General features: G+C 53.3%; 12 protein-coding genes. 4 read left to right on the forward strand and 8 right to left on the reverse strand.

Going from position 1 to position 13,870, the window contains the following annotated elements; genetic code table 11:
* Positions 1 to 2 precede the first annotated feature (2 nt).
* From cmr4 to NBE99_RS03175, 4 genes are all read right to left on the reverse strand, one after another.
* Complete coding sequence (gene cmr4 / locus NBE99_RS03160; protein ID WP_250683054.1) at positions 3 to 800, reverse strand: type III-B CRISPR module RAMP protein Cmr4; 798 nt, start codon at positions 798 to 800, stop codon at positions 3 to 5.
* A gap of 72 nt (positions 801 to 872) precedes the next feature.
* Positions 873 to 2,003, reverse strand: coding sequence for a type III-B CRISPR module-associated protein Cmr3 (locus NBE99_RS03165; protein ID WP_250683055.1), 1,131 nt, complete (start codon positions 2,001 to 2,003; stop codon positions 873 to 875).
* Positions 2,003 to 4,789, reverse strand: coding sequence for a type III-B CRISPR-associated protein Cas10/Cmr2 (gene cas10, locus NBE99_RS03170; protein WP_250683056.1), 2,787 nt, complete (start codon positions 4,787 to 4,789; stop codon positions 2,003 to 2,005). The genes NBE99_RS03165 and cas10 overlap by 1 nt, the downstream gene beginning before the upstream one ends.
* Positions 4,708 to 5,034, reverse strand: coding sequence for a hypothetical protein (locus NBE99_RS03175; protein ID WP_250683057.1), 327 nt, complete (start codon positions 5,032 to 5,034; stop codon positions 4,708 to 4,710). The genes cas10 and NBE99_RS03175 overlap by 82 nt, the downstream gene beginning before the upstream one ends.
* A 650-nt stretch (positions 5,035 to 5,684) precedes the next feature.
* On the opposite strand from NBE99_RS03175, the gene gshA reads away from it, so the two are divergent.
* Complete coding sequence (gshA, locus tag NBE99_RS03180) at positions 5,685 to 6,824, forward strand: glutamate--cysteine ligase (RefSeq protein WP_250683058.1); 1,140 nt, start codon at positions 5,685 to 5,687, stop codon at positions 6,822 to 6,824.
* A 2-nt stretch (positions 6,825 to 6,826) separates the two neighbouring features.
* The gene (lpxB, locus tag NBE99_RS03185) at positions 6,827 to 8,014 is read left to right on the forward strand and encodes a lipid-A-disaccharide synthase (protein WP_250683059.1); all 1,188 of its coding nucleotides are present in this window, start codon (positions 6,827 to 6,829) and stop codon (positions 8,012 to 8,014) included.
* A 51-nt stretch (positions 8,015 to 8,065) separates the two neighbouring features.
* Here the strand turns inward: lpxB and NBE99_RS03190 are convergent, their stop codons facing one another.
* From NBE99_RS03190 to NBE99_RS03200, 3 genes are read right to left on the reverse strand one after another with little or no spacing between them, the layout of a single operon-like run.
* Complete coding sequence (locus tag NBE99_RS03190; RefSeq protein WP_250683060.1) at positions 8,066 to 8,506, reverse strand: Spy/CpxP family protein refolding chaperone; 441 nt, start codon at positions 8,504 to 8,506, stop codon at positions 8,066 to 8,068.
* 49 nt (positions 8,507 to 8,555) lie between these two features.
* On the reverse strand, positions 8,556 to 8,876 hold the full coding sequence (locus NBE99_RS03195) for a hypothetical protein (protein ID WP_250683061.1): 321 nt from the start codon (positions 8,874 to 8,876) through the stop codon (positions 8,556 to 8,558).
* The gene (locus tag NBE99_RS03200) at positions 8,873 to 9,478 is read right to left on the reverse strand and encodes a sigma-70 family RNA polymerase sigma factor (RefSeq protein ID WP_250683062.1); all 606 of its coding nucleotides are present in this window, start codon (positions 9,476 to 9,478) and stop codon (positions 8,873 to 8,875) included. Before NBE99_RS03200 ends, NBE99_RS03195 begins: the two co-directional genes overlap by 4 nt.
* Positions 9,479 to 9,636: 158 nt before the next feature.
* On the opposite strand from NBE99_RS03200, the gene NBE99_RS03205 reads away from it, so the two are divergent.
* Positions 9,637 to 10,296, forward strand: coding sequence for a MotA/TolQ/ExbB proton channel family protein (locus NBE99_RS03205; protein WP_250683063.1), 660 nt, complete (start codon positions 9,637 to 9,639; stop codon positions 10,294 to 10,296).
* A 464-nt stretch (positions 10,297 to 10,760) separates the two neighbouring features.
* On the opposite strand, the gene gpmI is transcribed toward NBE99_RS03205, so the two are convergent.
* Positions 10,761 to 12,356 carry a 2,3-bisphosphoglycerate-independent phosphoglycerate mutase gene (gpmI, locus tag NBE99_RS03210; RefSeq protein WP_250683064.1) on the reverse strand — a complete coding sequence of 532 codons (1,596 nt, stop codon included), beginning with the start codon at positions 12,354 to 12,356 and terminating at the stop codon, positions 10,761 to 10,763.
* Between the two features lie 283 nt (positions 12,357 to 12,639).
* Here gpmI and chlP point away from each other — a divergent pair, with 283 nt between their 5' ends.
* On the forward strand, positions 12,640 to 13,848 hold the full coding sequence (chlP, locus tag NBE99_RS03215) for a geranylgeranyl reductase (RefSeq protein WP_250683065.1): 1,209 nt from the start codon (positions 12,640 to 12,642) through the stop codon (positions 13,846 to 13,848).
* Positions 13,849 to 13,870: the final 22 nt, after the last annotated feature.

Here is a 13,870-nt window from a genome sequence, read left to right on the forward strand (position 1 = left end):
AACTAACTCCCAAGAGTGACAAGTCGGACAAAGCCGCGACCAAGGCTTTCTTGACCGCCAATTTGGAGAATGGGGTGGCTATCGAAAACATCTAGAAGATCGCTTTTTGCCTTTTCTGCGGCACCATTGAGTTGGGCAACTGTTCCCCAGGGAAAGTACATCAATGTATCGGGGGGAATGGCTTCCTCGTAGCGAAAACCCCCTTCAACGGTTTTATGTTGATCGAGTTTCACCTTGACCTGTCGCCAGAGGCTCGTTTCAATGAGGGTTTTGCAGTGCTGATCGGGTAGAACCAAGACCTGTTGAATTTGGGTTTGCTCGTGGATCGGAATCCACTGTTGCCAGTTGCCCCAAGGCTTGAGCTGATCGCCTTTGAGGATCGCGTCTTTGAGATAGACAGCTTTGCTGTTGCCTAAACTGGTGCTGTAGGGAGCCACTGAACCCAAGGATTGGCCAGTGAGGCGTTGCCAACGATGCAGCAGCATGGGGCAGCTAATCCAGATCACGCCATGGCTGAGGGAGGGAACCGGTACCCACAGGAGTGAGCCATCACCGACCCACACTTGCCCTTGGGTAAGGTTGGTGTTTTCGCCGCCCATGACATCTTCAATGGTGTTGCCCCAAAGGCGGTTGCGGCTTTTCTCGGGGGTACTGGCACGCAAGCGACCCCGAATCGTGCTGGAGGGAATGTAGGGCAATTCTGTGTGGGATTCCCGCGCAATGCCGAGAAGGTTGCCCTCTTGGGTGGTGCCACCCGTGTGCAGGGGGGAGAGAAGGTAGAGGTAGGCAAGGTTAAACATTGTTGATCATCCAGTCTCTTTGAGGTCAATGTGTATCGGTACTCACCTATTTATCCCTTGGTGTTTGGGGGGTTATGCAGTGCCCCAGAGCAATTGGCCGTAGTGAAGTTTTTCAAACGTACTGCGAGCTTTGGCGGCTACACCGCCGAGGAGTTGTTGGGGCTGGGGAGAGGGCGGCTGATCAAAGCGATAGACAGTTCCCGGCCGGACATAGGCACGCTGTGCTGAATAGCCCAGTTGGGGTTGCCCACTGCGACGAGTAAAGGTACTAAGGCCACCGGCGAGGAGGGGGCGATCGCCCACGACACCCAGCAGACACTCTTGCCAGTCATAGGGATACAGTCCATAAAGCGGCGCGTCGGCCACCACGGGCGCCAAACCGGGAGTCAGCACGTAGGCGAGGGTTTCTTGACCCGTGCCTTGAAACTGCTCTAGGTTTTCAAAGGGATGCTTCTTGAGGGCATGCACCTGTGCCTGATGCCCCTCACCGCCAATGCGCACGACTCCCTCTAGATTGGCAACACTGATGCCGGCCACAAAGCCCCAGCCCGGATGCAATCGGTTGGCCACCTCGGTAAAGTAGCCCGCTTCCTCTTCCACAGTGCGACTCTCAGCTTGCATTTTGATATGGGGGAGGACTTGGGTTGACCACGGCAAATCATGGAAGTGTTCTTGGGCATTCAGTTGATCCAGTTTTCCTTGGAGATAGAGAACAAGAGCATCCAAGCGCATGAGGGGAGCCGGTCGGCCTTGGGTTTGCTCATTCTCCCTGAGTGTCGGTTCCACAATAGGGCGTAACTTTCCCGGCAACGGATGGCGGAGATATTGCCAAGCAGGGTCGTCGGTAGCAGCGGGTTGAGTGCGAGCAAAGCCCTTGACTTTACTGAGGTCAGCCCGATCATTGATGTCGGCCTCCTCATTGCTCTTGTTGCCAATGCACACCAAATCCTTGGGCGTGTCCACCCAGACCTGATTTTTGGCATCAATGAGGAAAGGCCCAAGAAACTCCAGATTTTGCTCGCGTTCGGTGTAGGGATCACACAGGGAGCGTAAGGCTTGAAAGACCGTAATTGGCAAGGGCGGAAAGAGACTTTTGGCCCACGAGCCTTCCCCCGGTTGAAAGGGTCGGGAGTCACGAAAGAGGAGCACGTCTAGGGGGTCAAGGCGATACCAATTTAATTCATGTAATTTATGCGCCATCATTAATTACTCCTTTGGGGTGGAAAGCGTTTATCAATGAAGAAGGCCATGAGCCGCAAGAGGTTGAGGAGGTCTTGCAGATCAGTTCCTTGCTGACCTTCATGCTGGAGTGCCCAGTCTTCCCATTGATTGCAACACTGACAAAGCTGCTCAATCAGTTCTAAAGGGATGTCTTTTTCGCGGCGATTGGCAATGCTGGCGATCGCTTTCTCAATAACCCGCTCTTTGCTCAACCAACAGTGTTGGGGCAACTCTGCCACGAGTCGGTGCAGTAGCGGACTCACATCGTCATTGGCTTGCGCAAGTAATTCTCGCCAAGCCGCTAGCAGCTCACCTTTCAAAACTGCTTCAAGGACATTGCCAGAACCATAGAGCACCCGGAAGCAGAGGCCATCTTTACCGGGGAGTTTCTTTGCCCGTTCCTTTTCGGCTTGCCAGAGGTTTTCTAGGACCGTGGGCAGAGGCACGCTCCTGTAGGCAATGACCACACCCATACTCATGGTTGCCCCTTGCCCCATCGTAAAGAGGCGACGCATGCCCAAAACATGAGCCGCTGTACTGCCCTGAACTGTTTGCCAGTAGTCGCCGTGGGGTTCAAACTCCCCCTCTGGATCGGTGCCGCCACACCACGCTTGGCGTAGGACATGAATCAGCGAGAGGGCATCCTCAATGGGCAAGACAGCCATGACATCATCGCCACCGCTATAGACGACGCGGCCACAGTGACGTTGTTCGACAAGGTAGGGCACCAAGCGATTCGAGAAATCCAACAGGGCACGATTGAGTCCCACGTGGGTGGCAGGCCCCATGCGTTTGGGGGTGTCGTTGATCAGTTGTTGCCACTGCTGAGGGTTTTGGATGTAGCTTTTTCCTTGCTTAATGTCTTGAATAATGTTCGTCGCAACATACTCGCGATACTTCTTAAGGTTATGACCGCGGACGTAGTTGCCCATGCCATCGCCATCGGCCAAGAGGATGCACCACCAGTCCCCAGGGGAGCGATCGCCCCAACCCAAGCGTTTTTGTGCCCAATTCACTGCACTGCGCAGTGCGGCCAACTCCTGTTTACGTTCAAGACCCAAGGCCTCTGCCAACCACTTGGCCGAGAACATGACACCGTTGTAATCCCCTAGGTTGGCATCTACTTGGGGAATCTGGCTGGGGCGGCGAGTGGTGCTGCCAAAGCGCTTGCGATAGGGCTGTAAATCCAGATCATCAGCAAATACTCGATCCAATTCTCGCCAATACTGCTGCACCTGATCAGGAGACGTGACCATAAAGCGAGCGGCAGCAATACTGCTGGCATTGGGAAAGCGCACCAAGTTCTCATAGTCTTCCTCAGGGCACTCAACTCCAAGGGACTCGGCTAGACCCCCATGCTTCCATGCCATCCGCTTGGTCACTTCAATGGCATTCAAGCGTTCGCTGCCATTAAATAGCCCCGGAAAGGCTTGACCCATGACATACCAAAAGAGGCGCAGGGAACTCGCGGGCAGACCATGCCCCTCCCGAAAAGGATCACGGTACAGCAGATTCGGGTGCAGTGCGCTGTAGGCTCCAGAAATCGAGGAGCGCTCCCCTGGGGAAGCGGGAAACTGCCAGTTGCGAGTATTTTTCACGGCGGAGAGAGCCGAACCAAGGCGTTGTTGCAGCAGTGGCCACCATGTACCCACGTTAATTGTGGAATACACCGTTTCCTCAACCTGAGTAGGCAGGGGATCCTCGGCTTTTGCTAAGGTGGTTTGGGCGGTTTTCCAAGTTGAGTAGGTGGATGCTCGACGGTCACAGGTGAGGGATTTTTCGGGATCCCCAAGGGGCAAGGTAATCCAGTAGCTTTCCCAAAAGTTTTCCAGTTGGGCTTGCCAAAGGGCATTCCACTCCCAGCGTCCGCCTTGCTGCCAGCTCAGAAATTCTTTCTCTAACTCCTCTTGGGTTTCAGCAGGAAATTGCTCTTGAATCCACTCTTGAATGTGAGCCAGCCACTTGGAGTCCTCATAGTAACTCCGCACTTTGGTTTTGATGGCTTCGCGCACATTTTTGCCAAGGTTGAGCCATGTTTGCCGCAGATGGTCTTGCAGCTCTTGGCCAATGGTGTCTTTGTCTGCCGCAGGAATGAGGGCTGTAATGACGTTGGGAAAACCCGCGGTCACCAAGCTAGGGGACGGTTGCCCTTCGGCCTCAACCGGTTTGGGAAGGCCAAATGCTTCAAAGTAGGGTTCAAAATCTGGGTATTTTTGCAGCAGAAACGCATCAATGATGGTTTGGTTGTAGAGATTGGGGGTAATCACAACATCGGGGCCATAGCGCTCGGCAAGAAACCAGCAAGCCTTGGCACTTAAGTAGTGGAGGAGATAGGAACCTGACCAAAAGTCCAGCAGCTTGCGTGAGGATTTAATGAATTCCTGCACCGGTGAAAAGGAAAACATCAACAGCCATGGGTGCTGCGGTCGATCGCCATTGCTAGCGTTTCGGGGAAAGAGGGTGCCGGCAAGGGCAGCGGTAATGGAGGTGTGGGCTTCGAGGGGGCAGTCGGGAATGCGCGTATCTGCGGGCAAGAGCAAGACATCTTTGGCGTAGGCCGCCTGACCTTTAATACGCTGATCGGCAGCAATGGCTTCGCCGTAAAACCGCCAAAACCACCAAAAGACCTTTTCAGCATCGGTTTCTTGGCGAATGTCGTTCCAGATGGCCTGCTGCTCAATTGCAGTCAAATTCTCGTCACTGAGACTGCCGGCAAAGACAAAATTGAGATGACTTTTGGCACCAGTAATCGAGTGGCAAATTTCCACTTGGGTCGTGTTGACAGTGGTTGTGGGGGGGTGCTCATGCCGCGCTGAAAGCTCAGGCGATCGCTCGCCGAAGCAATATGGTCTGCCGTGACACCACTGTGATGATTCCACCAATTTTGCAAGTCTTGGGCATGTTGATTCAAGCAAGAGACCTGCTGCCATGCGCCTTTCAGCGCCTTGTTGGTGTACAGCGCCTTCAGGTAGGGGTCATGGAGGAGGGCAAAAAGCTTGCGTTCGTAGTACATGGGCAATGCTCCCTAAAACAATTGAGTCCACTGCAAGCCCCTACAGTGTGTCTGTAGCGATCGCAGCTAATGTTTTATCCAGCGTAGTGAGTTGGGATATGCAGTGGGAGGAAAATAAAAAATCTTTTGTAATATTTAACAGTTTTTTGTACTCGCTATACGAATTGGAACATTTGGGTCTTGCTTCCGAGGGATCTGCCAACTTGCCGCCAACCCTGATTCTTTCGTTGAATCCCTCGGCGTCTCTCAGGGAGCGCGTTTGAGGATTTTTTAATGTCCCAGAGAAAAACTTTTGCCCTCCTCGAAAAGGAATCCCTCGGAACAGGGGCTTGCAACCCGCTGCGGAAGCGGCTACTGTGAGGCTACTCCTTCCTCTTCATGGGGAAGGTGACTCAATGGAAACATCTAAGAGACAACCAACACGCACATCTGCTTGGATCGGCCGCTAGCCAAGCATGCCGAAACTCCTAGTAGCCAAGGGGATGTGAATTCAGGGCTACCCTTCAGAGCCTTTCTGTATGCTCACCGCAGCAGTTTCATCAATGTTCATATATGCGGCCGGCGCGGGAGCGTGGTATCGTGACTAAGTAGCTAAAACTTCCCAATCTACGCGGGGTTGCCTGCTGACCCAAGTTCATCAAGGGGATACCATGCTGTCAAAGGGGTTTGAGGTTGAACTCTATACGGGTAAACCCACGGGCGAGATTGTGGGACTATCGGATCGCATTGTGAGAGACTTGCCGGGGTTTGTACGTGAACCCGATAGCCGCAATGTCGAATTTACAACCCCCCCTGTGCTTCTCTATGACCAAGCCCTCTGTGACCTGCTGCGACCCCGCTTTCGGCTGCGCGCTTATCTGCAATCTTTGGGGGATTTAACGCTGGTTCCCGGTAGTACGCTGAGTCTAGGGGATACTCAACACTTTTATCGCTCTGACCCCCAGAATCCCTACCACACCTACATTGAGCAAACCTATGGCACACGGGTTGTCACCGCCAGTGTCCACATCAACATTGGCCTGCGGGATCCAGAAGAGTTGATCCGTGCCTGTCGGCTGGTGCGGCTGGAGGCACCCCTGTTTCTGGCACTAAGTGCTGCTTCACCGTTTCTCGACGGCAAGGTGACGGGCTATCACTCCACCCGTTGGGCAATCTTTCCCAAAACACCCCCGCAAGTGCCCCTATTTACCAGCCATGGCCATTTTATTGAGTGGACAGAGCAGCAACTCCAACTCGGCACAATGCAAAATGTGCGGCATTTGTGGAGTTCCGTTCGCCCCAATGGCGATCGCCGGCCCTATGATCTCAATCGTCTTGAGCTGCGCATTTGTGATCTAGTCACGGATCCCATTGCCCTACTGGCGATTACCGCTCTCCTAGAGGCACGACTCCTGCAATTGCTCGATACCCCTGACCTTGACCCTCTGCGCTGGGGCGATGGCGAAATGCTGGCACAATTAGCAGATGACAATGAGCAGCTGGCTGCAAAAAGTAGTCTAGAGGCCGTGCTGACCCATTGGCGCGATCGCCGGCAACTGACAGCAGCCGCTTGGGTCGCTGAACTGTATGAAGAGGTTTGGCCGATCGCCAAAGCCCAGGGCTTTAGCTGCTTTCTCGCCCCGATCAAGAAACTCCTGCGACAGGGAAATACTGCCCAGCAATGGCTGGCTCAATATGCAGCGGGGCAATCAATGCCTGAGATCATGGCCGCAGCCGTGCGGGAAATGGCCGCTACCGAACAGGAATTTGCTGATCAACTCTGTCAACCAGTGGCGGCAGTGCGGGGCTAAGCATGGCGCATGTGTTCATTAGTACAGGGGAGGTCTCCGGGGATTTGCAGGGTGCCCTGTTGATCAAGGCACTCTATCGCTTGGCCGCAGAGCGGGGGATTTCCCTTGAAATTTCTGCCCTTGGGGGCGATCGCATGGCTGCCGCTGGTGCAAAGTTGCTCTTTAATACCGGGAGCATTGGCTCTGTGGGGCTACTAGAAGCCCTACCATTGATCAAGCCCACGATCGCGCTCCAACTCAAAGCCCGCCGCTATCTACGACAGCACCCGCCTGATCTGGTAGTTTTGATTGACTACATTGGCGGTAATGTGGCCATGGGGCGGTTTATCCGCAAGCACTTTTCTGTGCCGATGGTTTACTACATCGCTCCCCAAGAGTGGGTCTGGTCCCATAGTTTGAAGGCCACTCGGCAAATTGTTGCCCTCAGCGATCGCCTGATTGCGATTTTCCCAGAAGAAGCGACCTATTACCGCCGTCATGGTGCCAATGTGGTTTGGGTGGGGCACCCCCTCTTGGATCGCATTGCTGCGGCTCCCAGTCGTGAAGTGGCCCGCCAAAGTTTGGGCATTGCTGCCGATGAGCTGGCGATCGCCCTTTTGCCCTTGTCCCGCAAACAGGAAATCAAGTCCCTTTTACCATTGATTTTGGGCGCTGCCACAAATATTGCCCAAGCCTATCCCCACGCCCGCTTTTGGTTACCCCTGTCTCTGCGGCAGTATCGTCCAGCCATTGAAGCAGTTCTCAAGGAATACCCCATTCGTGTCACATTTGCTGAAGACTCCCTGCAAGTCCTAGCGGCAGCAGATCTGGCGATCGCCAAATCCGGCACGGTGAATTTAGAAACCGCGCTTTTGAATGTGCCCCAAGTGGTGATCTACCGCGTTCATCCCCTAAGTTTGTGGCTTTATCAGCGCTTCTTGAAATTTGATCTCAAGTTTGTGTCACCTCCCAACTTACTGGTGGGTAGAGAAATCGTTCCCGAACTCCTCCAAGAACGAGCCACTGTTGCCAACATTACGGCTGCTGCTCTTGCACTATTGGATCATCCTGAAAAACGCCTAGCCATGCAGGCAGGCTACCGAGAGATGCGAGCTGCCATGGGAACTCCCGGTGTGGTCGATCGCGCTGCCACCGAGATCCTCGATCTGCTCATCAACAAAAAAGTGCAGGATCCGCTGTCCCGCACCTAGGAAAGTCATGAACTCCTTAGAGCCTTAGAGAGTTGACGAAATTTAATTAGGTTACTGCTGGGGTTTCATGGGGCGATTGCCCGGACCCCGCTGCTGCATTTGAGCAGCCAAGGCTTGTCGTTGTTGTGGTGTGAGAATGCTCCGCATCGCTAGCATGCTTTCAAAGCGGAGGGAAGCCAGTTGATTTTCTAGTTGGCGCACTTGCTGATACTTACTGCGGATTTGCTCCTCAGAGGCATTGCCACTCATCATTTGCCGCAGTTCTGCCTTGGCGGTGCGCAGTTGGTTGCGAGTTTGCTCCATTTGGCCTTGGTATTGTTGCCGCACGGCTTGCAAACGTTGCCGCTGCTCAGGTGTGAGATTTAGGTTGTCCAGATTGGCTCCCGAGCGAGATCCGCCATAACCGGGGTCAGCTAAGGTCGGGGGAGCGATCGCCACTAGGGGGCTGAGGCTACCACATACAAGAAGCGCCGCCAAAGATTTTTTCAACATAGCTGTGTTCTCCTTTGTCAGAAATTTTACAAGAGAAAGTTAGATCAAACTAGTCAAAGACTGCGGGTTCCGTATCGTAGAACATCGCTTGCCAATTGGTCTTGATGAAGGTTTCCACCGCATCTGGGGAAGTCTGCTGTGCCACTTGAGTTGAGGGTTTGAGAAACCAAACACTGATGGCGGTGGCGATCGCGCCAGCCCCCAAAAGAGACACGACCTGCCAGCGTCGCTTACTCAGTTGATGTTGATGCAAAGCGGCTTGGACAATGCGCTGCTCCAAATGGGGGGGTGGTGGCGGGGGCGTTCCCGCATAGGTCTGCAAAAACTGAACCAAAGGTACATCCTCCGCAGGTGGGGGTTCACGTTTCATAGGCTGACTCCAGCTTCGGTAAAGTAAGTCCGCAATGTGCCACGGGCACGAAAGAGACGGGATTTAACAGTACCCACTGGAATTCGCAGAATTTCAGCAATTTCCTTTTGGGGCAAGCCTTGGAGATCATGCATGACTAGGACACTGCGGTATTCTATGGGCAATGTGGCTAGCCCTCGCTGTACCAGATCTTCATAGTGCAATTGCCGTAGATCGAGTCCAGGGGTAAGTGGCTCATGCTGGTAAAGGTATTGTTGATGTCGAGCCTTACGCGTTGCCAGTTGGCGGCGATAGTCACAGGCGACATTCCAAGCAATCCGATAGAGCCATGTCGAAAACTTTGCCTCATGTTTGAGACCCCTTAGCCCCTTCCATGCCCGCAAGAAAACCTCCTGCACCAAATCGTCAAGGGCAACCGCACCGCACAACTGAAACAGGAGCGATCGCACCCGTTGTTGATGCCGTTGATAGAGTTCCCGAAACCCATTTGGATGCCCGGAAAGGCACTGCTCAATAATCCGCCGATCGGGATCGATCACTTGGGGTCGGGTCACAATATCCGTTGATGCCGTTGCCGCTGATAGGGGTAAAGATACACTCATGCGAGGTATCACTCCATTAACGTAATCCTCTATTTAGACGGGGCATCAAAAATGGTGGTTCAAGACCCTTGGCCGCACGGTTCGCTAGAATTTGGGAAACAATTGCGGCTACCGGCTGGACTATACTAAACGTCGGATGCTCTGACAGGGAACTGATCGTGAATATCGCTGAAATTTTTAACCGTGGTGGCTTGGCCATGTGGCCACTACTGATTCTCTCGATCTTGACCTTAGGCACCATTTTTGAGCGGCTTTGGTTTTGGAGTATTGTTTTTCGGGGAGAGACGAAACTGGCCGAGCAGATTCTGGATGCCGCTCGCCACGATTGGCAGGAAGCCATTGAATTAGCAGCAAATGCCTGTGACCAACCCATTGGTCGCTTCCTCTACACTCCTTTACAACTGATTGACACCAACCCAGAAATCTTTCGCCTAGCTTTAGAGGCTGCGGCTGATGAGGAACTAAGTGCCATGCGGCGGGGAGAAAAGGTCTTAGAAGCAACGATTACGATGGCACCTCTACTGGGTTTGTTGGGAACGGTGTTAGGTCTGATTAGTGCCCTCAGTTCAATTCGCTTGGGGGATATTGGCACACCTGCAACCATGGGCGTGGGTCTCGGAATTAGTGAGGCCTTAATTAGTACCGCCTCTGGCTTGGTGGTGGCGATCATTGCCCTCGCCTTTCAGCGGCTCTTTCAAGCTTTTCTTTTGCAGCAGGCACAAATTTTTCGTCGCACTGGCAATGAATTAGAACTCACCTATCGCCAAGCATGGCTAGAGCAGCGGATCAAAGGGCAACCCGAAAAAACATTGTTCTAATACCAATTCAATTTGGGCATTACCCTCAACATGGGCAGCAAAATGAAAAATCATCAAACACCTCCGAGAAACCCTAGACTTTAGAGCAGAGAGGGATAACCGCCAATAGAAGTCTTCCCTATTCTCTACAACAATGGTGTTGCAGGGAGCGCAAAATGTATGTCACTCAGAAGAACCAAATACGGGGTTTGAGTAGCCACGAAGACGACTGGGGCGTCCTTTTTGATGAACGGCAAGAAACTGAAAAGCATCAACCAGTGGTATAACCAGCAAAAGGCCAAATATCAATTTAACGTGGACTGCAACGGGGCTTGGAACATTGGAAGGAAAAGTAAGCACGAAGGCTTTGCCAGAGTGTCTAGAGGGGCTTTGGCGGCCCCAAGGAGCATCTTTATCTCCTGAATCCCCATAAGGTCGGGGAGTTGTCAAAACTTTGTGCCGCTGCTCTCTGACTGAGAAAGCCCTTAGACCTTCACAGAGATGGGGGTGCGATTGAGGCGCGTTTCATAGGGGGCACTGACAATCAGCGATCGCCCGGTCATCTCAGGGGGTTGAGGCAGCCCCAAAATTTCCAGAATGGTCGGTGCAATATCGGCGAGGCAACCATCCTGCCGCAGGGTGACATCTGTGCCATGGCCGGGGATTTTGCGTTTCTCCCCTTCCACCAAGATGAAGGGAACAGGGTTGGTGGTGTGAGCCGTCCAGGGGTTGCCGTCTTCATCAATCATGTACTCAGCATTGCCATGATCAGCAGTGATCAGCAGCGTGCCCCCCACTTTTGTCGTTGCTTCCACCAATACGCCTACACAGCGATCCACAGTTTCAATGGCTTGAATTGTTGCCGCCAACTGCCCCGTGTGCCCCACCATATCGGGGTTAGCAAAGTTAACTACAATTAGGGCATATTCCTGTTTCTCAATGGCCTCCTTAACCGCTTCTGTTACGGCGAGGGCAGACATGGCCGGGGCTTGATCGTAGGTGGCCACCATTGGACTGGGGATGAGAATGCGATCTTCACCGGCGAAGGGTTCCTCAAGGCCACCATTAAAGAAATAAGTGACGTGGGCATATTTTTCCGTTTCCGCTGCCCGCAGTTGCTTCAGGCCATGCTCGGCAATCACTTCCCCAAGGATATGATTGAGGTTTTGGGGCGGGAAGGCGACACCACAGTTAAAGTTGGCATCGTATTGGGTGAAGGTCACGTATTCCAGCGGTGTAATTAGCGTCCGTTCAAAGCCGCTAAAGTCAGGGTCAATAAAGGCTTGGGTGAGTTGGCGGGCGCGATCGGGACGGAAATTAAAGAACACCACGCCATCGCCGGGTTCAACAGCTCCTTCAGCAATGCGCGTGGGCACAATAAATTCATCGCCAATATCTTGGGCATAGGACTTACTGGCCACATCCACCGCCCGCAGGGGTTGAATATTCCCATTGCTGGTCATGACGCGGTAGGCCGCCTCGGTACGATCCCAACGGCGATCGCGATCCATGGCATAGTAGCGACCACTCACCGTCACAATTCGTCCGCAGCCGATGGCTTTCAGGCGTTGCTCCAATTCCTCAAGGACACCTGCTGCATCGCGGGGCGGGGTATCGCGACCATCGGTAATGGCATGAATACAGGCGGGTAACTCATGGCGCTTGGCCAGTTCCACCAAGCCGTAGAGGTGATCAATGTGGGAATGCACCCCACCAGCAGAACACAGACCGATAAAATGCAGCTTGCCCTTGCGCTCCTTCACGGTTTGGCAGAGCTTAACAAGGACGGGATTGCTAAAGAGGCTGCCATCTTCGACGGCATCGGAAATGCGCACCAACTCTTGGGGAACAATGCGCCCGGCACCGATATTTAAGTGCCCCACCTCGGAGTTACCCATTTGGCCCTTGGGGAGTCCCACTGCCTTCCCAGAGGTGTAAATCAATGTGTGGGGGTAGACTTGCCACAAACTATCCATGACTGGTGTATGAGCGAGCGCGATCGCATTACCATAGGTCTCTTCGCGATAGCCCCAGCCATCCAAAATCATCAAAACAACGGGCGCAACAGGAGACGATGCCATGTGAATGCCCTACCTTAAACTTCTCTGGGAAATGGTGTAAATTGTACAACCTCGCAAATGATACCATTCTCGACCGCGAGAGACAAATTGGGTAACTTCCGCTACAGTCCGCACACTGGATCAATTCTGAATCAATTAGGTGGATCTATCCTAGCGGATCAGAGACGGCCAAATGTTGAAAACTGTTACAGATGCGGCTTTTCGGGATTAAATCCTTGAAGACAAAAAATTGCTGTGATAGTATCCAAACTGTTGTTTGTTAGCTAAAATTGGGAGTCGTCCGTTGTCACTTCGGGTAGCAGTGGTCGGTGGTGGTCCAGCGGGTTCCTCAGCCGCCGAAACCTTAGCCAAAGCCGGAATCCAGACCTATCTCTTTGAACGTAAATTAGACAATGCCAAGCCCTGTGGCGGTGCGATCCCCCTGTGCATGGTCAGTGAATTTGACTTGCCTCCAGAAATCATTGATCGCCGCGTGCGCAAAATGAAAATGATTTCCCCTTCCAACATCGAGGTGAACATTGGCCATACCCTCAAAGACCACGAGTATATCGGTATGTGCCGCCGCGAAGTCCTCGATAGCTTTATGCGCAATCGGGCAGCGGATTTGGGCGCCAACTTGATCAATGGCACTGTCTTTAAGCTGGAGCAGCCTACCACCAGCGATCAGCCCTACACCCTCCACTATGTCCAAGAGGATGGCACAGCTCAGACCCTTGAAGTGGATATGGTGATTGGTGCCGATGGGGCAAATTCCCGCATTGCCAAGGAAATTGATGCCGGCGATTACAACTACGCCATTGCCTATCAGGAGCGGATTCGCCTGCCTGAGGACAAAATGGCCTACTACAACGAGTTGGCAGAAATGTACGTGGGGGATGACGTGTCCCCTGACTTCTATGCATGGGTTTTCCCGAAATATGACCATGTCGCCGTGGGCACCGGCACCATGAAGGTCAACAAAGACCGCATTCGGGAGTTGCAAGCGGGAATCCGCGCCCGCGCGGCTGCCAAACTGGAAGGGGGGCAAATTATTAAAGTGGAAGCCCACCCGATTCCTGAGCATCCTCGGCCTCGGCGGGTAGTCGGTCGCGTGGCTCTTGTGGGGGATGCTGCGGGTACTGTCACCAAATCCTCTGGGGAAGGCATTTACTTTGCCGCCAAATCCGCCCGCATGTGTGCTGAAACCATTGTCGAGACCTCCAACAGCGGTCGCCGTATCCCTACGGAAGCAGATCTCAAGCTCTACCTGAAACGCTGGGACAAAGCCTATGGCATGACGTACCTAGTGTTAGATCTGCTGCAACGGGTCTTTTATCGCTCCGATGCCACCCGTGAGGCTTTTGTGGAGATGTGCAGTGATATTGACGTCCAGAAGCTCACCTTCGATAGCTACCTCTACAAGACGGTTGTGCCGGCCAATCCCTTAGTGCAGTTGAAAATTACGGCAAAAACGATTGGCAGCTTGATGCGGGGCAATGCCCTTGCGCCCTAAGTGAGTTTCGGATCTGCCCTCA

Origin of the sequence: Thermosynechococcus sp. HN-54 (assembly GCF_023650955.1) — a bacterium.
GTDB lineage: Bacteria > Cyanobacteriota > Cyanobacteriia > Thermosynechococcales > Thermosynechococcaceae > Thermosynechococcus.